Origin of the sequence: Streptococcus ovuberis (assembly GCF_012396585.1) — a bacterium.
GTDB classification, from domain to species: Bacteria; Bacillota; Bacilli; order Lactobacillales; family Streptococcaceae; genus Streptococcus; species Streptococcus ovuberis.
The window spans coordinates 1-26,562 of the sequence record NZ_JAAXPR010000028.1 but is presented as its reverse complement, the minus strand read 5'-3'; the positions used below and the strand labels follow the sequence as shown (position 1 = coordinate 26,562).

Below are 26,562 nucleotides of genomic sequence, written 5' to 3'. Positions count from 1 at the left end.
CTGGATCTTTAGGAGTGATACGGTCTGCCATCGGAATCTGAGTTACAGTCTTATCTGACGTAATCGTATCTTTTGATTTATCTGGATAAGTGACAGTGACTGTACCATCGTTACCAACCTCAACTGTAGTGCTAGCTGGGAAGTCAGGGTTAGCTTTTTTAACAGCTTCAGAAACCTTACCTTTTTCTTCTTCTGTCAAGTTTGTCTTATCAACTACTGGAGTTTTTTCTGGATCTTTAGGAGTGATAAGGTCTGCTTGTGGTGTTTTTGGTTTATCCGGAACAGTCACTGTAGCTTCTGGAGATACGTTACCAACCTTATCTTTGGCGACAGCAGTAACCACGGTTCCATCTTTGATCTTGTCAGCTGGAATTGTAACCTTACCTGTGTTTGGATCAACTGTGAGATTTTGATCAGGAGTTGTCCATTGGCCATTGTCTCCTTTAGTCACTGTTGATGTGATTGGGGGTTGTTGCCCCTCTGGAGTATAGGTAATCTCAACTGTTTTAGTATCCTCATCTTTTGGTGGTGTAACTGTGACTGAACCGTTTTGCTCTGTCAAGGTTGGTGGAGCAGGAGGCGTTTTGTCGTTTTCTTTCTCAATCTCTTTCTTTGTGTCCTCAATCAGTTTGTCAATCTGCTCTTTAGGAATTGGAATCTGGACACGAGAGGTTTCATCATAACGAGTTTTTACTACTTTAGGGTCTTCACTCTTGAGGTTATTTTCTAAAGTTAAAGGTACCAAAGCCGTTGAAGTCCGAATATAGAATGTATTAGGCTCTCCTTCTGTCACCACTTTCAAGACTGAAGAGTCTGGAATACCACCGGTGATATGTGTATAACCGATTCGCTCTGCTTTTTTATAGGTGTAGTTTGGCATTCCTCCAAACGGCAAGCCAGAAATATCAACTGGATCTGATTTCTTTCCATATTTCCCTGTTTCATTAGTGTTCTCAACACTTATGATTCGGCTATTGCTCGCGACCACATATCCAAGTTGTGAGTCACCAGATACAGATGGAATAATATTGACAAGCCAAGTTGTTTGATTTGTCATACTATCATAAGAATAGTTAATTGAGCGAATGATATTATTATTATGCTCACTTGCATCTCCGCCATCAATCACACCTTCAACTGTAAATTGCGCTTTTCCATCTTTCTCATCGTATCTTGTTACTATAGGTGCCGAAACACTCCTGAAAGATGCTCCTTCTGGTAGACGAACCGATGTGATTTCTGTATTTTCCACAACTTTAAAGTCAAAGATACGTTCTTTAGACGAACTCTTTTCACGAAGTTCTTTTGTGATACTAGATTCTTGGTCATCTGCAAGCTTGTATTTAGCAAGTGCTGGCTGATTAAAGTCTGCCGTTACTGTCACTTCCTTGGAAGCAATATCTTCCGTAGTCTCGATAGCTTCAGACTTGTTTTGAGAAAAAATCTGTTTGCCACTTTCAGCATCCGTGTAAGTCACTTTATACGTAATACCTGTTTGACGAATTGGTTTAGAGGATGCTTCTACCGGTTCTTGATAGACTAGTTCGCTAGCTGAAAGCGTATCTGTTGAACTGTCTTCATAAGTTAAAGTGGCAGAACCATCATTCGCAACAAGAATTGTTGACTTGTCAGGTAAATCTGGATTAGCAAGGCGAATCGCTTGTTCAATCGCTACCTTCTCTTCACTTGAAATATTGGCCAAATCTTTTACAGCCACTTTTTCCCCAACTTTTGGCGAAAAAGTATCTGAAACCAATGCTCTAACCGCTTCTCTGAGAACAGGGGTAGAATCAGGAATCACATCTGATGATGTAACATCGGCCTGCAAAGAACCATCTAAAGCTACTGCGTTAGTAGGGGTAGTAGGTGATAGTTCCGTCGCTTGAGCAGTAGTAGCACTTCCAAAAATAATAGCTGTTCCTAAAAGAATTGATGCCACACCAAAGTGATATTTGCGGAGTGAAAAGCGTTGTTTCAAATTATACCAATTAAATTTTCGCATATGATTTAATTGACCTTTCTTTAATATCGGGCACTAAATCATAAAATTGCAGAGCACATAGTTATCGTAAAAACTGTCACAATAAACTTTTCATAAAAAAGAACCCGATCGCTATTATACCCCGCCCTATATATTTTGTCAACTAATATTTAGGTTTTTCCTAAGTTTTTTTATCATTTGAAAGTGATAATGTTTTAATTAGGTAGAAGGTAAAAATGTCCTATCTGTTACACTAGAAAGATGTGGAAAGTAGAATTAACCATGACAGAATCAAAAAATACTTAGTCATCAAAGCTGTTTGTGAAGGAAAGAAACAGAAAATTAGAGCCTGTGTGGAACTCGGTCTAAGTAAAAGGCAAATCAATCGCTTGCTAAAGGCTTATAAAGAATTAGGTAAGATAGCCCTTGTCCATGGCAATAGATGCAAAAAAACAACCCATGCCATGCCCCCAAAAACAAGGAGTTAGTCATTACTAAATAGCAAAACTATGGCAAGCAAAACCCTAATATCGTCCATTTCTGTGAACTATTGGCTAAAGAAAGTGACTAGCGCTACTCGGACAGTAATTTAGTTCTATCCACCAAAATACCATAAAGAGCTATGAAAACTTTGGTTATGGGCGTAAAAATGAGGTGCTCTCTCAGAGTTCTGAGGAAGCCAAGTCGACAGCTATTATGCTATTATTTTGAGACTTTTGGAAACACCAAAGCGACACGGACTTAATGCAGAGAAATATATGACTTACCTTCTAAAACACTTCCCTAATGAAGAGACGCCGCAAAAAAGGAGGCGCTAAAAGCTTATTTACCATGGAACGAAACCATTCAACGCAACTGCAAGCAAAAAAGTTCCAAAGTCAGTTAAGATTTTGGAACTTTTTCAATATACTCTGTTATTGGGCGGTTACGATTATTTGTGCCTATTACTTACAAGTGTTTAACGTGTAGAGACCGTAACAGTAAAATGACTAAATTTCTTGGGAAATTTAGTCATTTTTTAAATACCGCTAGGCTAATCCATCAAGCGATAAAAACTTACTTTGGTCTGATCAGTCAAGACTCCTGCACGATCCAGTTCAAGGTAAACATTAAGCAAAAAATATCTAAACGAAAAATACCTGTCCCAATCTACTTCCGTCTCCCGAGGCCAATTAAGATGATCCAACCAATGCGTGACTTCTCTTAAACGGAGTTTTTCCGTTAAAACGTTGGCAAAGACCAGAGGGGCCAAGCGCAACTCTTCATCTCCTCTGAACCGACGCTCTCGCTCTAGAAAAATGTTTTCTATCAGAGGCAAGAGCTTTCCATAAGCACTAGATGGAAAGTCTGAATGACTAGAAGCCTGAACCAGCAAATCTGCTCCATGGGCAATCGCATGAACCCAACCCACATTTTCTACATAGGCTCTGTCATCCTTTTCTAATGTTAAGTAATCTATAGCCATGGTAAAGAAGGTCTGGCGCTCATCATCCGTCATTAAATGGTGATAACGAGACTCTTTCTCATCATCAGCCCATAAGAGAATAACCTGTAAGAGAGCTGTAAAAGATCGTCTCAACGTTGGCAATCCACTTTTTTCTATGGTATCAAAGAGAGAGTTCTCCTCTAAGCACCACCTAACCAGATAGTGATAGTCTTCCTGCCTTAAAAAGCCTTGGCCAATAGCCTGACACCAAGTTTGGTAGACCAAGTCATCCCGAATTGCTGGATCCGGATCCCCAATGTGGGCCAAAAGCCAGTCTACCTCTTCTCGACTATAGTAAGTCTCATTGTCCTGTAATTTATTTCGCAATCTTTCTAGCAATAATCTATCCTCCTATCAAAAAAACTCAAGCACTAGACCTGAGTTTTAGTATACCATAAATGGTGCACTAGATTGCTTTTTCATCTGCACCAACGGCACGTTGGATAAATTTGACGATTTCAACCAGTACAAACATACCCAAACTTCCGATAATCACTACTGCCCATTGCGATAAGTCAAGGTGAGTGACATGGAAGATTTCCTCCAAGAACGGAATGACCAAGGTCGCTACTAAGAGGACTAAAGAGCCAAGAATCGCCAAGTTAAAGGTTTTGTTCCTAAACGGACCGACTGTGAAGACTGACTGATAAACTGACTTAACATTAAAGGCATGCACCAGCTGAATGAGTCCCAAGGTCGCATAAGCCATAGTTAAGGCATCTGCATGAACTTCTGCATAACTTGTATGAACCGGGTTAGCAATGGCAAAGCCATAAACACCAAGTACCAAGGCAGCTTGGAAGATCCCTTGATAGATAACGGCACTTAAAACCCCACCTGAGAAGAAACTTGAATTTCGACCACGAGGTTTATGCTTCATGACACCTGGTTCAGCAGGCTCCATACCGAGAGCAATAGCTGGGAGGGTATCCGTAACTAAGTTAATCCAGAGCAAATGAACTGGCTCTAACACATCCCAACCAAAGAGGGTTGCAAGGAAGATACAGAGCACTTCGGCAGTGTTAGCTGAGAGCAAGTATTGAACTGTTTTTTGGATATTCGAGAAGACCTTACGTCCTTCTTCAACGGCCACAATGATCGTTGCAAAATTGTCATCTGCAAGGACCATATCAGAAGCCCCTTTCGATACTTCCGTACCTGTGATCCCCATGCCGATACCGATATCAGCTGTCTTGAGAGATGGTGCATCATTGACGCCATCACCCGTCATGGCAACGATCTTACCTTCATTCTGCCATGCCTTAACGATACGCACCTTATGCTCCGGTGATACACGCGCGTAGACAGAGTACTGTTTAAAGACTTTTTGGAATTCTTCGTCGGTTAATTCATTGAGTTCAGCACCAGTAAAGACATGGTCTTCTGTGTCATTTGGGTCAATGATACCAAGCCGTTTAGCAATGGCTTCTGCTGTATCTTGGTGGTCACCCGTAATCATGATTGGGCGGATTCCAGCTTCCTTAGCAACACGAACGGCTTCTGCCGCTTCTGGACGTTCCGGATCAATCATCCCGACTAAGCCAGCAAAGACCAGATTATGTTCCACTACTTCTGTTTCAAGCACTGGCACAACTTCTTCATACTTATAGGCCATCATGAGGACACGAAGAGCTTCCTTAGCCAAGGACTTATTGGTCGCAAGAATTTTTGTCTTATCGTCTTCTGTGATTGGACGAACGGTTCCATTATCATCAATAAAAGCCACACGTTTCAGTAACTGATCCGGTGCTCCCTTAACAGCTACCAAGAATTTTCCATCTGACAGCTTGTGAATGGTTGACATAAGCTTACGGTCTGAATCAAATGGTAACTCTGCTACTCGCGGTTCCATCTTCAAAGCATCACGGACATCAAAGGCATGGTCAAATCCAAATTGCACAAGCGCAGTTTCCGTCGGATCGCCAATCAGCTTACCAGAAGCATCAACCTTGGTGTCGTTGGCAAAGTTCATGACACGAAGAACCATGTTTTCATCAGCGATATCATCCGCTGCATCAAAGAGTTGACCGTTGTAATAAACCTTCTCTACAGTCATCTGGTTCATGGTCAACGTACCAGTCTTATCTGAAGCAATGATTTCAGTCGATCCTAAAGTTTCTACAGCTGGGAGCTTGCGGACAATAGAATTACGCTTGGCAAGAACTTGAGTCCCCATAGAAAGAACAATCGTGACTACGGCAGGAAGGCCTTCTGGAATGGCTGCTACCGCAAGGGCCACTGCTGTCATCAGAGAGTTCAATGGCGCTTCTTTACGGATAAAGACAGAAACTATGAAAGTAATGGCTGCAATCACAAGAACAGCATAGGTCAAAACTTTAGATAACTGATGAAGGTTCTGCTTGAGCGGTGTATCAGACTCATCGGCATTAGCCAACATGCTAGCAATATGGCCAACTTCTGTAAACATCCCCGTGTTGGTGACCACTCCAATCCCACGTCCATAAGTAACATTTGAGTTTTGGTAGGCCATGTTGACACGGTCTCCAATACCCGCATCTTCTGCCAGCTCAACCGCCAAATCCTTTTCAACTGGAACAGATTCTCCAGTAAGGGCCGATTCTTCAATCTTTAATGAAGCAGCCTCTAGCAGACGCATATCCGCTGGTACCACATCACCAGCTTCAAGCATGATAATGTCACCTGGTACTAATTCCTTCGAGTCAACTTCCTTAACGTGACCGTCACGGCGAACACGCGCAAGCGGACTAGACATTGACTTAAGAGCTTCAATAGCTACCTCAGCTTGTCCTTCCTGATAAACCCCAAAAGCTGCATTAAGCACAACAACCAACAAAATAATGATCGCATCTGTTAAGCCATGCGTCCCTTCAGTAATCACCGATAAAGCTGCTGCAGCCAAGAGAATGAGAATCATCAAATCCTTAAACTGATCAAGGAATTTTTGGAAGAGGGTGCGCTTTTCCCCTTCATCCAACTCGTTGCGGCCATATGCCGCAAGGCGTTCTGAAGCTTGTTGGCTAGTTAGACCTTTTTTGCTGGTCTCAAGACTGCTCAACACTGCTTCTTCCGTTTGCGTATAATACGCTTGACGCTTTTGTTCTTTTGACAAAATGTACTCCTTCTAGCCTCTCTTCAAAAGAAAAGAGACCTGTTTAATTAAAACAAGTCTCGCTATTTAAGGTATTGCCGGAAAAAATTCGAAATGACGACAACACCGCGTTGAAACCGCTAGCTACTCCCTTGAGATGTATACTATTATATCATTTTAAGGCAAAAATGCAAGTTCAACTCCTTATCTCCGTATTTTGTACAGAGAGTTTAATAAAGCTTCACCAACTAGCCCCACTCAATCCTCATCTCATAAGACGCAAAGAGTTGGTCGCTCTCTAAAGGTTTTAAATCATAGACAAACTGGAGAACTCCTTGAGCTCGATTCAATTGATAAGCTTTAGTAACCGTCACAAAATGCTGCAATCCCATCGGTGTCGGCAAGACAAGAATTGCTTCCTGGTGCTTAACAAAGCGCATTACCGTCTTAGGATTTGAAAACCGCGTCATAGTCAACTCTGCTTCATCACATTTGATAATAACTTTTTCACCTTCTTCATTTTGAAACATGAGATAAAGCTGCCCATTTTTTTCTTGGACTCGGACATCAAATTCTTGACAAATCACTTCCATTTCCTGGTCTAGCTGGATTTCATTTCTTAGTCTAATCTTCATCTCAATCTTCCTTTATTTCTAAGGCATCTGCTAAGAAGGCAAGGGATTCTGGAATGATAGATGCCTGCTCTTGTACTTGTTCAGGGACTGCTAGCTCTTCCTTCTTCTCTCCTTTTGCCCTCGCCGAAAAATCCCGTCTGATTTCCAGCCAATCTTCGTGGGCGATGGCTAAGATTTCTGGTGAGAAACCAGCAGCTTGACTGAGAATATTGCCGAACATGAGGTTGAGGTTATCCCTCTTCATGGTTTGCTCAGCGTTAAAACGCGATTCAAACGACAAAATGGCATGATTTTCATTAGCCGCAACCGGCTGGGAACCTGTCAGAAGGGCTCGGTCCGCTCCCGACAAATGCTCAATAACCTCTCCCCAGGCATTTTGCAGACGCGTCAGATTTTCACGAGCCAATTGAGGGGTGTCAACAGCTTCCTCCAGAATTCGATTGACCTTGGCACGGTCTACCTGATACCCTCGTTTTGAATTCGCAGCTGGATTATTTCGTTGGCCCGATTGACTGGGTTTAGCTGGTGCCACCAGGCCTTTTTTCAACTGGTCTTGCAAGGTCTTCACTTGCTCTTGTAAACTAGCCATTTCAGCTAAAATAGACGGCGGTAGACCAGTTACCGAGGCTGTCGGTTCCGTCAAGCGAATCGTCATGACTTCTGCATAAATCTTAGGCTGAGCACTTGCCTTGATATTACTCAAACCTAACGTTACTTGGTCAATCCATTGGAAAATTTGTTCTGTCTCAGCTAAAAGGTTGGCCTTAAATACATCAGACACTCGGGTCTGCTCCACACCAGATTTAGCCAGCAACATGTCCCGCAAATAGGTCAATAAATCCACTGCAAAGCGGCTCATGCTCTTACCAGCCTCGAAAATTGTTTGCAACTGTTCTAGAGCTGTCTGACTATCTTGAGCTAGGATTGCAGCCACATAGTTATCCAAGGCTAGGAGGGAGATAGAACCAGTGATTTCTTCAACCGTTGCCAAATCAACCGTCTCCCCCGCAGACAGACTAAGCGCCTGATCCAAAATGGAAAGAGCATCACGCATCCCACCTTCTGCACGTCTTGCAATCATGGCCAGAGCCTCATTGTCATAAGAAACCTGCTCCTCTTGTAAGACCTGTGCCAGATGATTTTGGATAGCATTGGTCTGGATGGCCTTAAATTCAAAGCGTTGGACACGCGACAAAATAGTCGCAGGAATCTTATGGAGTTCTGTCGTTGCTAAGATAAAGACTACATGGGAGGTGGGTTCTTCAAGCGTTTTTAAGAGCGCATTGAAAGCCCCTGTGGACAACATGTGAACTTCATCAATGATATAAACCTTATACTCAGCCAAACTCGGGGCATAGGTGGATTTATCCCGGATATCTCGGATTTCATCAACGCCATTGTTGGAAGCTGCATCAATCTCGATGACATCTTCTAAACTCCCTTGCGTAATTTGCTGACAGATATGGCAACTATTACAAGGCTCACCATCTACTTGATTGGGGCAATTCATGGCCTTAGCAAAGATCTTAGCTGCACTGGTTTTCCCTGTCCCCCTAGGCCCTGAAAAGAGATAGGCATGACTAATTTTCCCAGAAGCTACTGCCTGTTTAAGTGTGGTAGCGACAACTTCCTGTCCAACCATTTCCCCAAACGATTGGCTACGGTATTTCCGATATAGGGCTTGATACATTAAGCTTTCTCCCCAAACATTTTAAAGTCCCAGACCGTTTTATCCACTAAAAGGGTAACAAACCGTTCCAAATAGTCTCGATCAATGGCATCATAATCAGCCTTGAAAGCAGAATCCAAATCTAGAACCCCCAATAGATAACCATCCTTGACCATGGGAATAACAATCTCACTCATGGCAGCCGCATCACAAGCAATATAATTGGGATGGATTGTAACATCATCAACAACCAAGGTCTCACGTTTAAGCGCTGATTCCCCGCAGACCCCCTTCCCCAAAGGAATATGGACACAGGAAACTCCTCCTTGAAAAGGCCCTAAAATCAGTTCTTTTCCATCAAACAAATAAAAACCTGCAAAAACAGACCGTGGCAAAGCCTGTTTTAGCAGTGCCGAAGCATTGGAGAGATTGGACAAAGGATTCGTTTCGTCTTCAAGCAGGGCTTCTAATTGTAACAACAGCAAATCATAATGTACATATTTTTCTGAATCTTTCATGTCCTTATTATACCATAAATTAAGAGATTAACGCACCAGATACGGGTCTACTTAATAGACAAAACCGACTAGCCTCGCTAATCGGTTTGGTGATGTAGCTGAAAAGAAGATGACGTAAGCTACAACCGCTCAACGTTTATTCTTCAATTCACTCAATCGCTCTTCAAAAATGGCTGGTAAAGGTGCGCTAAAAGTCATGATTTCTCCAGTCCTTGGATGGGTAAACCCAAGTGTCTGAGCATGTAAAAACTGCCCTTTACCTGCTAAAGTCTTCTTTGGACCATAAGCAGGATCTCCAGCCACAGGATGACCAATATAGGCCATGTGGACACGGATTTGATGCGTCCGTCCTGTCTCCAGAGTTAATTCAACAAGAGTGTAAGCCCCAAATCGTTCCAAAACTTGAAAACGAGTAACTGCTGGCTTCCCTTTGGCTGTAACGGCCTGTTTCTTGCGATCTTTTTCGGAACGGCCGATCGGGGCCTCAATAATCCCACGATCCTTAGGAAGGTTTCCGTGCACAAGAGCTATATACTTCCGCAAAGACTTCTGTTCTTTAAGCTCCTGCGCCAACGCCAAATGAGCTGCATCGTTCTTTGCAATCATCAAAAGACCGGAAGTGTCCTTATCAATCCGATGAACAATACCTGGACGCAAAACCCCATTTATCCCTGAAAGGTCCTTGATATGGTACAACAGAGCATTGACCAAGGTCCCGCTCGCATGCCCAGCCGAGGGATGTACTACCATACCTTGTGGCTTATTAATCACTGCAATATCTTGGTCTTGGTAAACAATCTCCAAGGGAATATTTTCAGGGACATAGGCTACTTCTTCTACCAATAGCTCCTGATAAGTGATGCGATCTCCCGTTTGGACCACATACTTGGCCTTCTTAGCTTGGCCATTGACAAAGACCTGACCAGCTTTGATTTGTTCATTAGCCACACTTCGAGACAAATTTGACTCTTCAGCCAGAGCCTTATCGAGACGAACGCCTCCTGTTTTGATGATTAACTCCATTCTTCTCCTCAAAAAACATCATATAACTAAAAAGCAAGACGACACCGACAGTCAGATAGCTATCAGCTACATTGAAAACCGCAAAATCCATAAATTCTGTCTGAAACATGTCCACCACATAACCAAGTCGCAAGCGGTCTATAAAATTGCCAAGCCCACCTGAAATAATCAACACTAGACTCAGGACCAAAAGCCAACTATCGTCTCGATGCTTGATCAGATAGCGGATGGCTGTCACTATGATTACTACCGTCACTAAGATAAAGAACCACTGTTGGTTCTGTAAAATGGAAAAAGCTGCACCGTAATTCTGTAAGTAAGTCAGGCTTAAGATACTTGGGATAAAGGACTTGGTTTCACCCAAAGCAATAGTCTCTAAGACATAGAATTTGACCCACTGGTCCAAAGCGATTAGAAGCCCAATAATTGCAGGAAGGATTATTTTTTTCATTCTGACCTCTTCTTATCAAAATAGGCTTGCATGACACCGACGAATTTCTCAGCAACTTGCGATAGTTCCTGATCTTTTCGCTTGACGTAGACCATGCGGTTTTCTTGACCATCATTGACTGGGATAACGGTGATCCCATGAACACTTTCGCTGTCTAAAAAGCCCGAGCCAGTGGCATAGGCATCTGTCCGTTCCAAAATACCATTCAAGGTCGCTCGGTCTGTGACATTAAAGGTTGTACACGAATCGCTGGTGTCAAAGAAATTCTCCGAATAGTAGAGGTATTCTTCTTTCTCCTGAGTGAAACGAACCGTTGGAAGTCCCTTTAAATCGTCTAATTCCAGTAGTTCTCGTTCTGCAAGAGGATGCCCTTTTCTAAGATAAATATGCGTCTTAAAATCAATCAAATCAATAATTTCAAGTTCTAGTTTATTCAGTTTTTGAGTAATCCCTTTGACATTGGTCTTGTTGAGATAGATAATCCCAAGCTCACTAAAGCCTTGAGCAACCTCATCCAAAATTTGAACCGTTGTTGATTCAAAAATTCTCAGATTGCAGTGTTCAGGATAGGTCATCGTAAATTCAACCATTAGAGGGGGCAAGAAATCATAGTGCTGGCTTGAGATGGAAAATTCTTCTTTTTCATCTTCAGAATGCAGGTACTGACTTTCAAAACTATCAAATCCTTTGACCAATTCCAGTGCCTTCTCATAGAAAACCATTCCTCTCTGAGTCAGAACAGTCCCCGAACTGGTTCTATTGAAGACCTTAAATCCCAATTCTTCCTCTAAATCCCGTACTGAGATTGATAGACTAGGCTGGCTGATAAACATTTTCTCAGCTGCTTCTCGGAATGTCCCACTATTAGCAATCGCTACTACGTAGCGTAATTGTTGAATATTCATCATTTTTCTCCATTGATTGTCGACATTCTAGGCTTAACACCCGAATAATTTCTTCAGTCCAGATGATTCTAGCAAGCCCTCAAAAAGTTCTCTATCAAAGAAAGTCCAAGGACAGCCCTTAGACTCAACATATCTTAATGAATGCCTAGAGCGATACGAGCGTAGCGGCTCATCTTGTCAACTGTCCAAGCTGGAGACCAAACCAGACGTACATCAACTTCGGTCACTTCTGGAAGATTCCCAACCACGTCATAAATCTGATCAGTCAAAAGATCTGCTAAAGGGCATCCCATCGTGGTCAGCGTCATATCAATTTCCGTCTTCCCTTGGTCGAAGCGAATCTCATAGACCAGACCAAGATTAATAATATCAATCCCCAACTCTGGGTCAATGACCTCTTCTAAAGCCTGTAAAATACGTGTTTTGATGTCTTCTATCTCTTGGTCAGTGTAAACCATTTCCTCTTCCTCTTCTAACTTGTCTTAACCATTTCCTCAGCTAGCAATGGCTTGCCCATTGTTAGTATTTTTTGCTTGCCACTCAGTGCAAAGCCTTGATTGTTATAAAAAGCAATCGCCCGGTTATTGTCTACCAAAACCCAGAGAAAAATTCTTGAACAGTTTGACAAGTGCTTTCTCCCTGTCTCTAGCAATAAGGACCCAATCCCCTGTTTCTGGTATGACGCTAACACACCGATAGCTGAAATCTCCCCCTCGTCAACCGAAACTTGGCGACAAGTGATAAAACCAATCAGTTCCTGATTCATCCAGGCCAAAAAAGTTGTTTCAGTCTCTAATTTATCCCTGGTACGCTCCATAAGTTGAGGCAAACTAAGGGCGTTTAGATAATCATCAGCAACCAGATCCCGATAGGTCTCTTTAAAAATCGCTAATTGAATCGCAGCTTTTTGGGGAATATCACCTACCTGCATAGGGCTTATGCTTACCACTGTATACCCTCCTTAAACCTTAAACTGTCCGACCTGTAGGAGTAGCGCTGACACAACCTATACGATGCCGACCGTTTTTCAGTTAATCTTACCAACCTGCCTTCCTTTTTCGCTCATGTTTTCTTGATGGGCGATTAAAGCAGTGGACATTACCTGCCACATTTTGAAATTCATGCGGTTCGGTAAAACATTCCATCGAGTTCTTACAGCTTTCGGACTTCTGGGCGGACAGTTAGAGGCTGGGACAAAAATCGGTAATTCGTAAGAATTCGATTTTCCCTCACTCTTTCATTTCTAAGTTCGGGCTGAAACAGTCCACTGGACTATTTCACTCCCACCTCCGCATAGCTCAAACAGTCAGGGAAGTGACTGTTTGAGGTTGGAAATTTGGGAAAGATATTTCCCTCATTTGTTAGGGCTGTAAAAGCTGATAAAATCAGGGAATTAGAGCCCACTCAACCACTGCGCCTTGCTTGAAAAATAAAAACCACTTGAGAGGTTAGGACTTTTGTCCCAGCCTCTAGTCTTCCATAAAATCTCTGAGTGGCTTACTGCGAGATGGGTGGCGGAGCTTCCGAAGAGCTTTAGCTTCAATTTGACGAATACGCTCGCGGGTAACATTAAAGACCTTGCCCACATCCTCCAGCGTACGCATCTTACCATCGTCAAGTCCAAATCGTAGGCGCAAGACGTTTTCTTCTCGATCAGTCAAGGTATCCAGAACCTCATCCAATTGCTCGCGCAAGACGATGCGAGTGGTGTATTCTTCTGGGCTCTCAATCACTTCATCCTCAATGAAATCGCCCAAATGACTATCATCTTCTTCACCAATAGGTGTTTCTAGTGACACAGGTTCTTGAGCGATTTTTAAGATTTCACGCACCTTATCTGGCGTCATATCCATCCGCTCAGCAATTTGTTCTGGGGTCGGATCTTGGCCCAGTTCTTGCAAGAGGTTCCGTTGCTCACGAACCAATTTATTAATCGTTTCCACCATGTGAACAGGAATCCGAATGGTGCGGGCCTGGTCTGCAATGGCTCGAGTAATGGCCTGACGAATCCACCAAGTTGCATAGGTTGAGAATTTGAAGCCTTTTGAATAATCAAACTTATCAACGGCTTTCATGAGCCCCATATTTCCTTCTTGGATCAGATCCAAAAATTGCATGCCACGGCCAACATAGCGCTTAGCAATGGAAACAACCAAACGCAAGTTAGCTTCTGCCAAACGCTGTTTTGCTTCTACATCACCTGCTTCAACGGCTAGAGCAAGTTCTTGTTCCTCTTCATTGGTCAAAAGGGGAACAACACCAATCTCTTTGAGATACATCCGCACGGGATCATTCACCTTGGCAGAGTTACTTCCTAAAAGTTCCTCGTCAGAGAGCTCTACTTCTTCTTCATTTTGCATCACGCGAGCAGAGGGATTTCCTTCTTTATCAACGATTGAAATCCCAGCATCTTGAATGCGTTGCAGAAGATTATCAATCGCTTCAGCCTCTAGACCAAAAGGAATGACTAATTTCTCATTGATATCGTCATCTACTGCATTTCCTGCCTGCTTGCGGCTACGGATATATTCAGCGACTTGAACGTCAAACGTTGTGACTTCTTTTTTTGTAGTTTCTGACATGCATTTACTCCATAATTCTTTTTTGGGCAATAAGCCTAGTTAATTGGTCTAAAGCAGCAAGGTCGTCACCTGAGTTGGCATACTCTCTAATAGATTGAGCTTTCTGACGGTTATCCCGTTTTAAAAATTCTCGTTCCCGAGTGCGCTCAATCTCCGCCAATTCATTGGCGCCAACTTCCTCTGGCAGAGATTCCTCCATGGCTCTATACCAAGCATTTTGCAGCGGCTCGTCTAACTGGTTGAGTTCAAAAGGTGACAGGCTTCCTTGCTCACAGAGAAGCTCATAAAGAGTTTGTAATTCTTTGGAATCAAAGAAAAAATCAACCCGTGAACGGTAATCATTCAAGACATAATTGTGGTGAACCATACGGTGAAAGAGCTGATTTTCTGCTCTCTGCAAGGTGGAGACACCTCTCTCATAGGGCAATTCATTGACAAGAAGCTGGGAAGGTGTGTTATGTTTAAGGGTATTTTCTTGACGCCTGTTGATCCTAAAACGGTTTACCGTCTGCTCGACTTGCAAATAATCAAAATCCGGTAGCAACTCGGCTAATTTATGAATATAGGTGTTTTGAGCAGTAATCGAAGGTGTTTTCGCAATAATTCCCGCCATCTGCTCCACAAAACCTATCTGAGCCTGTAGGTTTTCCAGATTCTCAGGTTTCAAATAATAAATGAGAAATTCAACTGGACTGATACGCTGGTTCTGCAAAAAGGTTTTTAGTGCTTCTCCTGATTCCTTTTGAATGAACTCATCCGGATCCATCTGATCTGGCAAACGCACAATGTCCACCGCAAATTCATCCAACACCTCAAGTGCTTTAGCCGTCGCCGCCTGACCAGCCTTGTCCCCATCGTAAACCAGAACGACCTTCTTGGTAAAACGGCTCAAGTGCCTAACATGCTCCGGTGTCAAGGCTGTTCCCATGGAAGCTACCGCATTTTCGATCCCCGATCGATAGGCAGCAATAACGTCCATAAAGCCTTCCATTAGATAAACTTCACTCTGCTTTCTAATGGATACTTGAGCACGATCTAAGTGATAGAGCTCATAGCTCTTATTAAAAATAGGGCTGGACCGACTATTCTTATACTTCGCTTGATTTTCACTACTATCATCACTGGTCCAAATCCGCCCAGAAAAAGCAATAATCCGCCCATATTCGTCCGCTAAAGGGAACATGATCCGATTCTGAAAGGCATCATAGATTTTATCCGATTCTGTCGGATTAAAAAGAGCAGAATTCAGTAAGGTCTCTTCATCAAATTCTTTAGATAACCGTTGAAAAAGGTAGTCTCCTTCCTTAGGAGAAAGCCCTAAACGAAAGTGACTGATGACCTCATCTGTCACCCCACGCTGATAGAGATAGGCTCTGGCCTTCTCTCCCAACTTAGTCGTCATCAAAATCCGATGATAGAAATCCGCTGCTGCCTCATGAATGTCATAAAGCGCCTGATGAGGACTGGCTTGTTTTGGGGTTTGGACAGCCTGTGGACGCTCAAGAATAATTCCAGCCTTCTCAGCCACCACCGCTACACTATCTAAAAAGGTCAAATCTTGGTAATCTTGGATAAAGCGAAACACATCCCCTGACTTCCCGCAGCCAAAACAGTGATAAAACTGCTTGTCTTCAACCACATTAAAGGAAGGGGTTTTCTCTCCATGAAAGGGGCATAATCCAAGATAATTTCGCCCAGCCTTAGTCAAACTGACCACCTCACCGATGACATCCACAATGTTGACCGCTTGCTTAATGTCATTAACCAAGTCTTTATCAATCATATTGCCACCCCCTTTTGCGCAGACTAAAGGCAAATTATACCATACACCATCATAGCATGATTTTCAGAAAAAGTAAAACCAAAATCTTGCAAGTTAGCCTTGACCTGCCCCGGTAGCTAGTCTTATTGATTGCTTCAGCCAATTCATCTCAGACTTCTACCAAATAGTCCTGTTACAGCTAGAAGTGAAAAACTAATGCAAATCACTTGACTAGGTCTTAAGACTGAGATACAATAATCAAGTTAATATTTTTTAAAAGGAGTATTTTTATGTTAAAAGAACTCAAGGCATTTTTAATGCGTGGAAACATTGTTGATTTAGCGGTTGCAGTGATTATCGGTGGAGCTTTTGGAGCTATTGTTACTTCATTGGTTAAAGATATCATCACACCTCTTATTGGTATGGCGATTGGCCAACCTGATTTTTCTGGTATCATGATAGGCTCAATTGCTATTGGTAAATTCATCAACGCTATTGTAAACTTCTTAATTATTGGTACTTCTTTGTTCTTAATGATTAAAGGACTTGAGAAAGCTCAGGCAACTGTTAAAAAAGAAGAAACTATCGTGGAAGATGTTCTTGGCCCAACTGAAGTGGAACTCTTGGCTGATATCAAGGCTTTACTTGAAAAACAACAAGGCTAATCATATCTATTATTGCTTAAGCTAAAATAAATAAAACGAACATCTCTTCCAATGATATACTCCCCCTATAGTGGACAGTGAAAAAATAAGAATTCACTAGAAACTATAGAGGGAGTTTTCATATGTCCAGAAGAAGTCCAAAATCAGTCGAAGAAAAGTTAGAACTTGTCTTGCTGTATCTAGAACAGGGGGTATCCATTTCAACCCTAGTCAGCTCTTATGGCGTGGCTAAGACAACTATCAAGAGTTGGATTAGAAAATACCAATACTCAGGTGTAGAAGGTCTCAAGGAAAGTCGAACCTGGACCAATTACAATTCAGAGTTGAAAAGGCAACACTTTTTTAACAATCTCTTCAGTTCCCTCAAAAAGAGTCTATGGTTATTCCGACTAAAAAAATTTTTTGAGGGTTACCTTCTCCCTTACTTTGAGCCTCAAAAGAGCACACTGCCTTGTCCAGAAATCATTCATGCTTATTTTAAATTCAAAACCTTAACATCCTGTCCTCTTCAAACCTTTTTGGATTGCTGTATCACTTAAACATATTGACTCGATAGCTACAACTTACTTAGATTTTATTTTTCATTTAGTGTTAGCTTATATAAGGTAAAAGATTTCCAAGTATAGTCCTCCCCACATTTGTCAAAGGTAGGTCACCTCGCAGATCGTTTTTCGGATTATTGATGATGCCCTTAACGACACTGAAAAGCCCCTAGAAACTAAGTTCTAAGGACTTTTTCTTTCATCTGAAAAGCCTACAGCCGTCTTTTTATTTTTAAAATTTCTTACGCTTGCGAGCTGCTTCTGATTTACGCTTACGTTTTACAGAAGGTTTTTCATAATGCTCGCGTTTACGAGCCTCTTGAAGAGTACCAGCTTTAGTCACAGCACGTTTGAAACGACGAAGGGCATCGTCAAGTGATTCATTCTTGCGTACAACTGTTTTTGACATTATTTTCACTCCCTTCCATTTCAAAGATTACCTTATTATGTTACTAGACTTTTGTCAAATTGTCAAGTCTTTTACATTATTTTTTGAATAGGTTACACTAAACTAGACAAAAATTATAAAGTGTTCTACACTGAACTAAAGAAACGAGGAATCCTTTATGTCTAGAAAACCACATCGTCACTTCACGGATGATTTCAAAAAACAAACCGTTGACCTTTACCAAGCAGGGAAAAAGCATCGTGAGCTCATCAGAGAATATGAGCTAACCCCATCAACCTTCGATAAGTGGGTGAAACAATCCAAAACAACTGGATCATTTAAGACCGTTGATCATCTTACTGCTGAACAGCGCGAGCTGATTGCCCTCAGAAAACGAAACAAAGAGTTTGAGATGCAGGTTGATATCTTAAAGCAAGCACAGGTGTTATGGCGCAAAAAGGGAAGTAATCACCGCTAATAAAGATAAATACAACATTGTGGCCATGTGCCGTTGCTTAAACATCCCGCGTTCTAGCTATTATTACAAAACCGTAGAACCTGTATCTGAAGCGGAGCTTGAAGAGAAGGTGAAACAAATTTTCCTTGAGAGCCAATCCAGATATGGTGCACGAAAAATCAAGAAATGCTTAGAAACGCAAGGTATGCTGGTGTCTCGTCGTCGCATCATGAAGCGATTGAATTTGGTCTCTGCTTACCAGAAAGCCGCCTTCAAGCCTCGTTCTAAAGGGAAGAACGACGCTCCGATTCCAAATCTCTTAGCCAAACAATTCAACCAAGAAAAGCCACTGGAAGCCATTGTAACAGACTTAACTTATGTCCGTGTTGGCAGAAGACAGCAGCACTCGTCAAACAAGCTATTCAAAGTATTCCTTACGCCTGACCAAGGTCAATCTCTTCCACTCGGATCGTGGAAAGGAGTTTGATCATCAGCTAATTGATGAGATGCTAGCGGCCTTTGGGATAACCCGTTCTCTTAGTCAAGCTGGTTGCCCTTATGACAATGCCGTCGCCGAGAGCACCTATCGCTCCTTTAAACTGGAGTTTATCAACCAAGAAACCTTTCATTCACTTGAAGAACTAATTCTTAAAACTAAGGACTATGTCCACTGGTGGAATCATAACCGCATTCACAGCAGTCTCAATTATCAAACACCCATGGCTAGGCGAATCATCGCTTAACCAAAACACTTTATAAAAATTGTACAGAAAAGTGTTACCTTTTCAAAAGTGATGTCAGGGCACAAAAGGATGAAGAGAAAATTTTCATGCGTACGGCGTGTCAAATACCTTGATAGACTTGACAAATGGTAGAAAAAGAGCCGAAATACTGGTAATCAGTCACCTCTAAGAGTTTTTCCTTTATCAACAAGTAAAAAAGATTCTAAATTTCGCTATAGACACGTTCTCCCAATTATCAACTGCTAAACTAGCCCTATTGAGAACTTGCTAACAGTTCTCTAGCCTGTTGTCTAGCTGTCTCTGTGACATCCTGACCAGCCAGCATCTTGGCAATTTCTTCGACACGTTCTTCCTGAGCCAGTAAACGAACAGTTGATACGGTACTTGTATCGCTAGATTGCTTCTCGATAAAAAACTGATAGTCCGCAATAGCAATAACTTGCGGCAGGTGAGAGATAGCCAGCACCTGTCCTGCTTGACCAATCTTATGGATTTTTTGAGCGATAGCTTGGGCCACGCGCCCTGAAACTCCAGTATCTACTTCATCAAAAACGATAGACGTCTTGTTTTCCTGACGCGAAAAAGCTGCCTTAATGGCTAACATTAAGCGGGACAATTCCCCGCCAGAAGCGACTTTAACCAGTGGTTTAAAACCTTCACCAGGGTTGGTTGAAATATAAAACTCCACCTGCTCATTGCCCGATTTACTGAATTTTGCTTTGGTAAATTGCACCTGAAAATCGGCCTTCTCCATATAAAGCTCTTTGAGTTCCTGCTTGATATCGTCTTCCAGCTGTTGGGCGAGGAAATGACGAGCATCGCTCAAAGCCTTAGCCTGACTAACCAATTCTTTTTCAAGTTCTTTCAAAGCATGCTCTGCTTGTCCTTGATCAGGAAATTCACCTGTCAGTAATTGGTATTCATGACTAATCTGCTGAAAATAAGCCAGAACATCATCAACACTGCCACCGTATTTCCGGCTGATACTACTCAACAGATCCAAACGCGCTTCAACCTGCATAAAGCGATTGCCATCAAAATCCAAGTGATCCAAAATCCCATCCAAACGCTTGGCTACATCATCCAGACTGTAATAAGCTTCTGCCACCTGATTAGCCAACTGCTGATAGTCTGTCTCAAACTCTTCCAAACTCTGTAAATCATTCATAGCAGAGCGCAAATGATCCAAGGTCGCCAATTCTTCATCAGCTAACATGGTATGGGCATTCGTCAAGGTATCCGCGATCATTTTGTGATTGAGCAGTCGGTCACGCTCTTGCATCAGGGCTAGATCTTCACCAGCCATCAACTCAGCCGCCTCAATTTCCGACAATTGAAAACGAAGCATTTCCAAACGTGCCTTGTTTTCCTGTTCATTTTTTTGCTTAGCAATCACTTGTTGACGCAGGTGTCGATACTGTTCGAAGGTCTCTTGGTAGGTGAGTTTCAAGTTTTTGAAACTTGCTGTTCCAAATTGGTCTAACAGGCCAATATGATGCTGAGGACGCATCAGCTCTTCTTGATCATGCTGACCATGAATATCTACTAAGTGATAACCGACTGCTTTCAAAACAGATAAATTGACCATCTGGCCATTAATGCGGCTAACACTCCGACCGTTGTGAAAAATTTCTCGACGAATAATCAGCTCCTGCCCTACTTCTATCCCTTGCTCCTCAAGGATATCTGCGATTTCAGAAGCCTCCTCTACGGAAAAGAAGCCCTCAATTTCTGCCTTATCCGCCCCATGTCGAATGGCTTCCGTTGTTGCTCTTGCACCAAGCATCATATTCATCGCATCAATAATGATAGATTTGCCCGCGCCTGTTTCTCCTGTCAAGACGGTCATACCAGTCTGAAAATCCAGTGAAATCTGCTCAATAATCGCAAAATTTTTAATAGAAAGCGCTAGTAACATCTTACAGTTCCTCAATTTGTCGGAGAATCTCCTGAGCATTCTCACCTGCTTTTAAAACCATTAACAGGCTATCGTCATCTCCCACGAGACTAAAGATAGCGTCTTTTAGCCTATCTAAAAGTTGACGCTTCACAACAGCCATCGTCCCTGGCTCTACATCAATATGAATCATCTGATCCTGACGCTTGCAAGACAAAATATAGCGCAACTTCAGGCGGTTAGTCTTACCATGCCCATTTGGGAGGCCATAAATATAGCCATGCTCACTAGGAATTTTGACAATGCCCAAGGTTTTAATGTCCCTAGAAACGGTTGCCTGTGTCGCCTTTAATCCCGCCTGAAGCAAGCGGCTGACAATTTCCTCCTGAGTGTCGATTGGGTAGCGGCTAACCATATCACTAATCAGTTGCAAACGTTCTTTTTTATTCATCCTTAAACTCCTTATGGGATCTGGCGACCAGATCCTTTAACTCTTCTTGATAAAGATTCTCAACTCGATTTGTCTTTTGCAAATGTGCCAAATATTCAATATTGCCATGCCCGCCTTGAATTGGTGAAAAATCAAGGTTTTTTACGGTAAATCCCTGCTCCAACATGAAATTCGTCACCTTTTCAAGAACAGCCAGGTGGACAACCTTATCCTTTACAATCCCATTCTTCCCAATCTGTTCACGTCCTGCTTCAAACTGAGGTTTGATCAAGGCAACCACTTGCCCATTGTCTGCTAAGACCTCTCTCAAAGCTGGCAAAATCAAGCTTAGGGAAATAAAACTGACATCAATTGAAGCAAAACTAGGCTGGCCCTTGGAAAAATCCTGTCTTGTCGCATAGCGGAAATTGAACTGCTCCATACTGATAACTCTAGGATCTTGCCGCAGTTTCCAGGCCAACTGGTTGGTTCCAACATCAACCGCATAAACCATTTGAGCACCCGCTTGAAGCATGACATCAGTAAAGCCACCGGTCGATGCTCCAATGTCTAACGTCAGTTGTCCATCCAGATCAATCCCAAAAGTTGCCAAAGCCTTTTCCAGTTTGAGACCACCACGGCTAACATATTTTAATTTTTCACCTTTAAGTTTCAGTTCAATGCTATCCTCAATTTTTTCACCAGGTTTATCGTAACGTTCCCCATTGTGACTGGCTACCACAAGCCCTGCCATAACAGCCCGCTTAGCCTGCTCACGTGTTTCAAATAACCCTTGACGATAAGCTAATACATCAACTCTTTCCTTAGTCATCTAATCTCAGCCCTTCTATGATTGACTTTAATGATTGGCTTTGAAAAGGCACCTGGTCGCCAATTTGATGAATGACGGTGAGTGCCTTATCCAAGGTCTCCTCTAAAAAGAGTCTTGATTCAGACAAACCCAACAATGCTGGGTAGGTTGATTTTTGTGCCACTAAATCCTTCTGTGGTGTCTTCCCCAATGCCTCGAAATCCGCTGTCAGATCCAAAATATCATCTCGAACCTGGAAAGCCAAACCAACCAGCTGGCCTAGCTGGCGCAGTGCGTCACAGATCGGGTCTGATACTTCTGCCACCAGCCCTGCTGCCACAAAAGGAAATGTCAGAAGGCATCCGGTCTTATTGGCATGAATAACCTGCAACTGCTCTAACGAAATCTCTTGACCTTCTGAAGACATATCTAACATCTGCCCTGCTACCATGCCAAGTGTCCCAGACGCATCCGATAATTCTTTGACCAATTGAATCTGGATAGCTGGAGAAAAATCTGTCCGAGCTAACAAGCCAAAGGGATCCAAAAAAAGGCTGTCGCCTGCTAGAATAGCTGTCGCTTCATCAAATTGCTTATGGTTCGTCAAACGACCTCGACGGTAATCATCATTATCCATAGCTGGAAGATCATCATGAATCAGGCTCCCAGTATGAACCATTTCTAGACTAGCAGCTACCTGATAATGGGAGTCGCGTAAGGCAACTCCAAAAGCTTGGACTGTTTCCAGAAACAACCTTGGCCGAATCCGCTTGCCACCTGCCTGAAACGAGTAAGTAATCGCCTCCTCCAAGCGCTTGGAAATACCAGCTTCTAGGTAATATTGCGCCATAGCTGTTTCAATCTTTGCTAGATACATCGTCTTATCCATGAAATTCTGTCTCAGTGCCATCTTCTTGCATGACCTTGACCAAGGTTTCCTCAGCCTTAGCTAAAGTAGCCTGAAGTTCCTTTGACAGCATCATCCCTTTTTGAAATTCGGATAAAGCTTCTTCCAAAGCAATATCACCTGACTCTAAGCGTTGGACAATTGTCTCAAGTTCTGCTAAATTTTCTTCAAATGTTTTTTTGGATTTCGACATTTTTTACCTCTACTTCTACCTGACCATCTCGCATGTGGATAGTCGCTGCCTGTCCTGTTTTCAAATTTTGAGCACTTTCTAAGACCTTACCTTCGTGGTAAACCACGGCATACCCCCTAGCTATAATTCGACTGGTATCTAGGAGCATCATAGCCTCGGTTAATTTTTCTGCCTTGAGAACCTTACTATCGTAAAGATTGGCCATATTGCTCCTCAAAAGACGCTTTTGCTGACCAAGACGTTCTTGATTATTTTGCAACCGCTGAAGCAGACTTTTTCCATTTAAGCCTTGCTGAAGGAATTGAACTCGTTTTTGCGCTTCTTGATAACGTCGCTCTATGACCTGCTGGAGTTTTTCTGTTAGGTAATCACATTTCTGTAAATAGCCATCATAGAGGCGTTCTGGTTGCCTGAAAATAATCGATTGGGTTAATTTGACTAATCGTTCTTCCTTAAATCGTAAACGATTGAAGCAGGCAGTGTAAACTCTGCTTTCCTGCTGGCGCAAATGATTGATAAGGTCCATCTTTGTGATGGGAGTAGCTAACTCTGCTGCTGCTGTCGGTGTTGCTGCTCTGCTATCTGCCACAAAATCCGCCAAAGTCGTGTCCGTCTCATGGCCAACAGAGGAAATCACAGGCAGGCGCGATTCAAAAATGGCTCGAACCACGGCCTCCTCATTAAAAGCCCAAAGGTCTTCAATGGAACCACCACCACGGCCCACAATCAAGAGATCCAGATCTTTTCGGCTATTGGCGCGAACGATATTGTCAACAATTGACGCCACAGCCCCCTCTCCCTGAACCTTAGTCGGAAAAAGAAGAATTTCAACCCCTGGAAAGCGTCTGCTAACCGTCGTGATAATATCTTTAATAACCGCTCCACTAGGACTGGTAATGATACCAATCTTATTTACAAAACGTGGTAAAGGCTGTTTCCACTCTGACTTAAACAGACCTTCCTGACCAAGACGCTTCTTGAGTTGCTCAAACTGAATCGCCAAAGCACCAATGCCATCTGGTTCAGCTTTCTCAATCACAATGGAATAAGAGCCACTAGGCTCATATAACTGAACACGGCCAATCACATTGATTTTCATGCCTTCTTCCAGCTCAAAGCCTAGTTTTTGATAAATTCCACCCCAAATAGTCGCCTGTATAACAGCTCCCTCGTCCTTAATGGAAAAATACTGATGATTAGGGCGCTTGCGAAAGTTAGATACCTGACCTGTCAGGTAGACCTTAGCCAAATAGGGATCACGGTCAAATTTCAGCTTCAAATATTTTGTTAAGTGAGAAACCGTTAAATAATCAACCATACATCCCTCTTTCCTTGTTTACTCCTTCTTTCAGTATACCAAAAAAAAGCCTGTTTGACTTCTGAAAGCTATCCCTAAGCCCCATTTAATTCCAAGTCAAGAGACGCTGACACTCCTAATAAATCTAAACAAAAATCCCTGACCAGCAGGGAACTTTTCAATAATCCAATCTAGACCTAGGTATGAATTCCGAAACAGCGCTTTTACAGCATTTTTTTAGAAGATGTCCTAACAATGCCATCAACCTCAAATCCGGCTTGTAAAAACTTCGTTTTCAACTGTTCCAGATCAAAATCTCCCTCAATCTGAACCTCAACAATCTGCCTTCCATCAGAGCCAGGAATGTTAACTGTATGAGAAATATTGAGGCTCTCTTCAGAAATAAGATGAACGATCCGCTCTAGCACTCCAATCCCATTTTCAGCCAGCAAGCGCACACGGACACCATCTTCCCCATAACCTGAAACCTTCAAAAAAGCCTTGAAAACATCTTTATCTGTGATAATACCACTGATGACTTTCTCATCCACAACGGGCAAAACACCAATTCCATGGGTCAACATCAAGTGAATCGCATCTTCTAAGCTAGCGTACTTAGAGACCGTCACAACATCCTTAATCATAACCTGACCAACCTTGGTCTTGTTGAGCAGGTAATTCATCTCATAAATAGACAAGCTAGTCGCTTTAGAAGGACTGGCCTCAGCAATAGTCCCTTCAGTGACTAGGCCAACCAACCTATCATTTTCAATGACAGGCAAACGATGGATGCTATGCTTACGCATTAAGTCTGTCGCAGCAGCAATTGACGTCTCTGGGCTAACATACACCACTTTCTTGGTCATAAAATCTTTAACAGCCATAAGAACCTCCTGATAGAACTTTCCCTTATTTTCCTTTAGTATACCATTTTGAGAAATATTTTGCCACCGTTTCATAAAATTTTACAAATAACTAAGAAGCAACCCAGCGTTCAGAAGCAGTGACAGTGAATCGGTTACACTAAACTAGACAAAAGAATAAAGTGTTCTACACTAAAGAAAAAGAAGAACCCATAAAACGAGAGAAGACAAACTTTGTCCTCTCTCGGTGTTAAATTGGTCAACCCACTACAGTTGACAAAGAATCAAAAAAGAGAACACACTCAGTTCTCTAAAATAAATATTAAATGAACCGGACGCTCTAGCCAGCTGAGCTACACCGCCAATAATCGGGAAGACAGGATTCGAACCTGCGACCCCTTGGTCCCAAACCAAGTACTCTACCAAGCTGAGCTACTTCCCGTTTTATGCACCCTAGAGGAGTCGAACCTCTAACCGCCTGATTCGTAGTCAGGTACTCTATCCAATTGAGCTAAGGGTGCTCTTCAATATGCTGAGGACCGGAATCGAACCGGTACGGGGTCGCCCCCGCAGGATTTTAAGTCCTGTGCGTCTGCCAGTTCCGCCACCCCAGCGCCTCTTCTAAAAGCGAACGACGGGATTCGAACCCGCGACCCCCACCTTGGCAAGGTGGTGTTCTACCACTGAACTACGTTCGCATCCTATGCCGGCTACATGACTTGAACACGCGACCCTCTGATTACAAATCAGATGCTCTACCAACTGAGCTAAGCCGGCCTATTTTTAATGCGGATTAAGGGACTTGAACCCCCACGCCCGAAAGCGCCAGATCCTAAATCTGGTGCGTCTGCCAATTCCGCCAAATCCGCTCTATGACCCGTACTGGACTCGAACCAGTGACCCACTGATTAAAAGTCAGTTGCTCTACCAACTGAGCTAACGAGTCATATCTATTTAATTCCTCTAAATTATCCTTTAAAATAACTTAGAACGGTCCCGACGGGAATCGAACCCGCGATCTTCGCCGTGACAGGGCGACGTGATAACCGCTACACTACGGGACCTATACTATCTCTAGTATAATGGGAGTTAACGGGATCGAACCGCTGACCCTCTGCTTGTAAGGCAGATGCTCTCCCAGCTGAGCTAAACTCCCCTTCGCTAAGCAACTCCCTTATCTCACAGGGGGAAACCCCCAACTACTTCAGGCGTTCTAGGGCTTAACTGCTGTGTTCGGCATGGGTACAGGTGTATCTCCTAGGCTATCGTCGCTTAACTTCTTTGATT

At 42.8% G+C, this 26,562-nt stretch carries 23 protein-coding genes, 9 tRNA genes, 1 rRNA gene and 2 pseudogenes; 4 read left to right on the top strand and 31 right to left on the bottom strand.

The genetic code is table 11. The annotated features are described in order from the left end of the window. Positions 1 to 2,002: MiiA motif-containing surface protein (locus tag HF992_RS10690; RefSeq protein ID WP_168550003.1), on the bottom strand; the 2,002-nt coding region annotated here is incomplete at its 3' end. Between the two features lie 269 nt (positions 2,003 to 2,271). Here HF992_RS10690 and HF992_RS10685 point away from each other — a divergent pair. After that, positions 2,272 to 2,549 (top strand): annotated as a pseudogene (locus HF992_RS10685) (helix-turn-helix domain-containing protein); the annotation flags it as partial. A 465-nt stretch (positions 2,550 to 3,014) separates the two neighbouring features. Here HF992_RS10685 and HF992_RS10680 read toward each other — a convergent pair. The 12 genes from HF992_RS10680 to dnaG all read right to left on the bottom strand — a co-directional run bounded on the left by HF992_RS10680 (position 3,015) and on the right by dnaG (position 16,103). Continuing rightward, positions 3,015 to 3,806 (bottom strand): DUF2785 domain-containing protein, encoded by a 792-nt coding sequence (locus HF992_RS10680; RefSeq protein WP_168550001.1) that lies wholly within the window; start codon positions 3,804 to 3,806, stop codon positions 3,015 to 3,017. Between the two features lie 67 nt (positions 3,807 to 3,873). Beyond that, positions 3,874 to 6,558, bottom strand: a complete 2,685-nt coding sequence (locus HF992_RS10675) for a cation-translocating P-type ATPase (protein ID WP_168550000.1) — start codon at positions 6,556 to 6,558, stop codon at positions 3,874 to 3,876. Positions 6,559 to 6,785: 227 nt separating this feature from the next. Further along, positions 6,786 to 7,172, bottom strand: a complete 387-nt coding sequence (locus tag HF992_RS10670) for a YwiB family protein (RefSeq protein ID WP_168549999.1) — start codon at positions 7,170 to 7,172, stop codon at positions 6,786 to 6,788. A gap of 1 nt (position 7,173) precedes the next feature. Continuing rightward, on the bottom strand, positions 7,174 to 8,862 hold the full coding sequence (gene dnaX / locus HF992_RS10665; protein ID WP_168549998.1) for a DNA polymerase III subunit gamma/tau: 1,689 nt from the start codon (positions 8,860 to 8,862) through the stop codon (positions 7,174 to 7,176). Beyond that, positions 8,862 to 9,359 carry a GAF domain-containing protein gene (locus tag HF992_RS10660; protein WP_168549997.1) on the bottom strand — a complete coding sequence of 166 codons (498 nt, stop codon included), beginning with the start codon at positions 9,357 to 9,359 and terminating at the stop codon, positions 8,862 to 8,864. Before HF992_RS10660 ends, dnaX begins: the two co-directional genes overlap by 1 nt. A gap of 129 nt (positions 9,360 to 9,488) precedes the next feature. Beyond that, positions 9,489 to 10,382, bottom strand: coding sequence for an RluA family pseudouridine synthase (locus HF992_RS10655; RefSeq protein WP_168549996.1), 894 nt, complete (start codon positions 10,380 to 10,382; stop codon positions 9,489 to 9,491). Beyond that, the gene (lspA, locus tag HF992_RS10650) at positions 10,342 to 10,833 is read right to left on the bottom strand and encodes a signal peptidase II (protein ID WP_168549995.1); all 492 of its coding nucleotides are present in this window, start codon (positions 10,831 to 10,833) and stop codon (positions 10,342 to 10,344) included. The genes HF992_RS10655 and lspA overlap by 41 nt, the downstream gene beginning before the upstream one ends. After that, positions 10,830 to 11,738: a LysR family transcriptional regulator gene (locus HF992_RS10645; RefSeq protein ID WP_168549994.1), complete on the bottom strand. Its 909-nt coding sequence runs from the start codon at positions 11,736 to 11,738 to the stop codon at positions 10,830 to 10,832. Before HF992_RS10645 ends, lspA begins: the two co-directional genes overlap by 4 nt. Positions 11,739 to 11,872: 134 nt before the next feature. Continuing rightward, a complete protein-coding gene (locus tag HF992_RS10640) occupies positions 11,873 to 12,196 on the bottom strand; it encodes a metal-sulfur cluster assembly factor (protein ID WP_168549993.1) in 324 nt (107 codons plus the stop codon). A 14-nt stretch (positions 12,197 to 12,210) separates the two neighbouring features. Next, a complete protein-coding gene (locus tag HF992_RS12105) occupies positions 12,211 to 12,687 on the bottom strand; it encodes a GNAT family N-acetyltransferase (protein WP_168549992.1) in 477 nt (158 codons plus the stop codon). A gap of 520 nt (positions 12,688 to 13,207) precedes the next feature. Then, a complete protein-coding gene (gene rpoD, locus HF992_RS10630; RefSeq protein ID WP_168549991.1) occupies positions 13,208 to 14,320 on the bottom strand; it encodes an RNA polymerase sigma factor RpoD in 1,113 nt (370 codons plus the stop codon). 4 nt (positions 14,321 to 14,324) lie between these two features. Beyond that, positions 14,325 to 16,103 (bottom strand): DNA primase, encoded by a 1,779-nt coding sequence (dnaG, locus tag HF992_RS10625; RefSeq protein ID WP_168549990.1) that lies wholly within the window; start codon positions 16,101 to 16,103, stop codon positions 14,325 to 14,327. A gap of 269 nt (positions 16,104 to 16,372) precedes the next feature. Between dnaG and mscL the strand changes: the two genes are divergently transcribed. Both mscL and HF992_RS10615 read left to right on the top strand, forming a co-directional pair. Next, positions 16,373 to 16,747: a large conductance mechanosensitive channel protein MscL gene (gene mscL, locus HF992_RS10620; protein WP_168549989.1), complete on the top strand. Its 375-nt coding sequence runs from the start codon at positions 16,373 to 16,375 to the stop codon at positions 16,745 to 16,747. Positions 16,748 to 16,869: 122 nt separating this feature from the next. Continuing rightward, entirely contained in the window at positions 16,870 to 17,286 is a 417-nt protein-coding gene (locus HF992_RS10615; protein WP_168549988.1) for a helix-turn-helix domain-containing protein, read from the top strand. A gap of 235 nt (positions 17,287 to 17,521) precedes the next feature. Here HF992_RS10615 and rpsU read toward each other — a convergent pair whose 3' ends face one another. Continuing rightward, positions 17,522 to 17,698, bottom strand: a complete 177-nt coding sequence (gene rpsU / locus HF992_RS10610) for a 30S ribosomal protein S21 (protein ID WP_027973330.1) — start codon at positions 17,696 to 17,698, stop codon at positions 17,522 to 17,524. A gap of 157 nt (positions 17,699 to 17,855) precedes the next feature. Between rpsU and HF992_RS10605 the strand changes: the two are divergent. After that, positions 17,856 to 18,877 (top strand): annotated as a pseudogene (locus tag HF992_RS10605) (IS3 family transposase). Between the two features lie 253 nt (positions 18,878 to 19,130). Here the strand turns inward: HF992_RS10605 and recN are convergent. The 17 genes from recN to rrf all read right to left on the bottom strand — a co-directional run bounded on the left by recN (position 19,131) and on the right by rrf (position 26,551). Next, complete coding sequence (gene recN, locus HF992_RS10600) at positions 19,131 to 20,795, bottom strand: DNA repair protein RecN (protein ID WP_168549987.1); 1,665 nt, start codon at positions 20,793 to 20,795, stop codon at positions 19,131 to 19,133. Position 20,796: 1 nt separating this feature from the next. Further along, positions 20,797 to 21,225: an arginine repressor gene (locus tag HF992_RS10595; RefSeq protein ID WP_168549986.1), complete on the bottom strand. Its 429-nt coding sequence runs from the start codon at positions 21,223 to 21,225 to the stop codon at positions 20,797 to 20,799. Beyond that, the gene (locus HF992_RS10590) at positions 21,218 to 22,036 is read right to left on the bottom strand and encodes a TlyA family RNA methyltransferase (protein WP_168549985.1); all 819 of its coding nucleotides are present in this window, start codon (positions 22,034 to 22,036) and stop codon (positions 21,218 to 21,220) included. Before HF992_RS10590 ends, HF992_RS10595 begins: the two co-directional genes overlap by 8 nt. After that, on the bottom strand, positions 22,029 to 22,904 hold the full coding sequence (locus tag HF992_RS10585) for a polyprenyl synthetase family protein (protein WP_168550004.1): 876 nt from the start codon (positions 22,902 to 22,904) through the stop codon (positions 22,029 to 22,031). Before HF992_RS10585 ends, HF992_RS10590 begins: the two co-directional genes overlap by 8 nt. Further along, positions 22,897 to 23,115, bottom strand: coding sequence for an exodeoxyribonuclease VII small subunit (locus tag HF992_RS10580; RefSeq protein WP_168549984.1), 219 nt, complete (start codon positions 23,113 to 23,115; stop codon positions 22,897 to 22,899). The genes HF992_RS10585 and HF992_RS10580 overlap by 8 nt, the downstream gene beginning before the upstream one ends. Continuing rightward, positions 23,090 to 24,433 carry an exodeoxyribonuclease VII large subunit gene (xseA, locus tag HF992_RS10575; RefSeq protein WP_168549983.1) on the bottom strand — a complete coding sequence of 448 codons (1,344 nt, stop codon included), beginning with the start codon at positions 24,431 to 24,433 and terminating at the stop codon, positions 23,090 to 23,092. The genes HF992_RS10580 and xseA overlap by 26 nt, the downstream gene beginning before the upstream one ends. A gap of 203 nt (positions 24,434 to 24,636) precedes the next feature. Further along, positions 24,637 to 25,296: a CBS domain-containing protein gene (locus HF992_RS10570; RefSeq protein ID WP_168549982.1), complete on the bottom strand. Its 660-nt coding sequence runs from the start codon at positions 25,294 to 25,296 to the stop codon at positions 24,637 to 24,639. Positions 25,297 to 25,643: 347 nt separating this feature from the next. Further along, positions 25,644 to 25,717: transfer RNA gene (locus HF992_RS10565), tRNA-Pro, on the bottom strand. 5 nt (positions 25,718 to 25,722) lie between these two features. Beyond that, positions 25,723 to 25,796, bottom strand: a tRNA-Arg gene (locus HF992_RS10560). A gap of 9 nt (positions 25,797 to 25,805) precedes the next feature. After that, a tRNA-Leu gene (locus HF992_RS10555) sits at positions 25,806 to 25,889 on the bottom strand. Between the two features lie 12 nt (positions 25,890 to 25,901). After that, positions 25,902 to 25,973: transfer RNA gene (locus HF992_RS10550), tRNA-Gly, on the bottom strand. 6 nt (positions 25,974 to 25,979) lie between these two features. Further along, positions 25,980 to 26,052, bottom strand: a tRNA-Thr gene (locus HF992_RS10545). A gap of 10 nt (positions 26,053 to 26,062) precedes the next feature. Beyond that, a tRNA-Leu gene (locus HF992_RS10540) sits at positions 26,063 to 26,144 on the bottom strand. Positions 26,145 to 26,148: 4 nt separating this feature from the next. Further along, positions 26,149 to 26,221, bottom strand: a tRNA-Lys gene (locus tag HF992_RS10535). Positions 26,222 to 26,266: 45 nt separating this feature from the next. Next, positions 26,267 to 26,339: transfer RNA gene (locus tag HF992_RS10530), tRNA-Asp, on the bottom strand. A gap of 19 nt (positions 26,340 to 26,358) precedes the next feature. Next, positions 26,359 to 26,431 (bottom strand) — tRNA-Val (locus tag HF992_RS10525). A 4-nt stretch (positions 26,432 to 26,435) separates the two neighbouring features. Next, positions 26,436 to 26,551: ribosomal RNA gene (rrf, locus tag HF992_RS10520) — 5S ribosomal RNA — on the bottom strand. Between the last annotated feature and the right edge of the window lie 11 nt (positions 26,552 to 26,562).

What these genes read in the sequence shown, in the direction of transcription:
- xseA (WP_168549983.1), bottom strand. Translation starts at nt 24,433, where the DNA reads ATGGTTGATTATTTAACGGTTTCTCACTTAACAAAATATTTGAAGCTG.
- HF992_RS10655 (WP_168549996.1), bottom strand. Translation starts at nt 10,382, where the DNA reads ATGGAGTTAATCATCAAAACAGGAGGCGTTCGTCTCGATAAGGCTCTG.
- dnaX (WP_168549998.1), bottom strand. Translation starts at nt 8,862, where the DNA reads ATGTATCAAGCCCTATATCGGAAATACCGTAGCCAATCGTTTGGGGAA.
- HF992_RS10580 (WP_168549984.1), bottom strand. Translation starts at nt 23,115, where the DNA reads ATGTCGAAATCCAAAAAAACATTTGAAGAAAATTTAGCAGAACTTGAG.
- HF992_RS10570 (WP_168549982.1), bottom strand. Translation starts at nt 25,296, where the DNA reads ATGGCTGTTAAAGATTTTATGACCAAGAAAGTGGTGTATGTTAGCCCA.
- mscL (WP_168549989.1), top strand. Translation starts at nt 16,373, where the DNA reads ATGTTAAAAGAACTCAAGGCATTTTTAATGCGTGGAAACATTGTTGAT.
- HF992_RS10645 (WP_168549994.1), bottom strand. Translation starts at nt 11,738, where the DNA reads ATGAATATTCAACAATTACGCTACGTAGTAGCGATTGCTAATAGTGGG.
- HF992_RS10670 (WP_168549999.1), bottom strand. Translation starts at nt 7,172, where the DNA reads ATGAAGATTAGACTAAGAAATGAAATCCAGCTAGACCAGGAAATGGAA.
- HF992_RS10615 (WP_168549988.1), top strand. Translation starts at nt 16,870, where the DNA reads ATGTCCAGAAGAAGTCCAAAATCAGTCGAAGAAAAGTTAGAACTTGTC.
- HF992_RS10585 (WP_168550004.1), bottom strand. Translation starts at nt 22,904, where the DNA reads ATGGATAAGACGATGTATCTAGCAAAGATTGAAACAGCTATGGCGCAA.
- HF992_RS10640 (WP_168549993.1), bottom strand. Translation starts at nt 12,196, where the DNA reads ATGGTTTACACTGACCAAGAGATAGAAGACATCAAAACACGTATTTTA.
- HF992_RS10590 (WP_168549985.1), bottom strand. Translation starts at nt 22,036, where the DNA reads ATGACTAAGGAAAGAGTTGATGTATTAGCTTATCGTCAAGGGTTATTT.
- HF992_RS10595 (WP_168549986.1), bottom strand. Translation starts at nt 21,225, where the DNA reads ATGAATAAAAAAGAACGTTTGCAACTGATTAGTGATATGGTTAGCCGC.
- rpsU (WP_027973330.1), bottom strand. Translation starts at nt 17,698, where the DNA reads ATGTCAAAAACAGTTGTACGCAAGAATGAATCACTTGACGATGCCCTT.
- dnaG (WP_168549990.1), bottom strand. Translation starts at nt 16,103, where the DNA reads ATGATTGATAAAGACTTGGTTAATGACATTAAGCAAGCGGTCAACATT.
- lspA (WP_168549995.1), bottom strand. Translation starts at nt 10,833, where the DNA reads ATGAAAAAAATAATCCTTCCTGCAATTATTGGGCTTCTAATCGCTTTG.
- HF992_RS10660 (WP_168549997.1), bottom strand. Translation starts at nt 9,359, where the DNA reads ATGAAAGATTCAGAAAAATATGTACATTATGATTTGCTGTTGTTACAA.
- recN (WP_168549987.1), bottom strand. Translation starts at nt 20,795, where the DNA reads ATGTTACTAGCGCTTTCTATTAAAAATTTTGCGATTATTGAGCAGATT.
- rpoD (WP_168549991.1), bottom strand. Translation starts at nt 14,320, where the DNA reads ATGTCAGAAACTACAAAAAAAGAAGTCACAACGTTTGACGTTCAAGTC.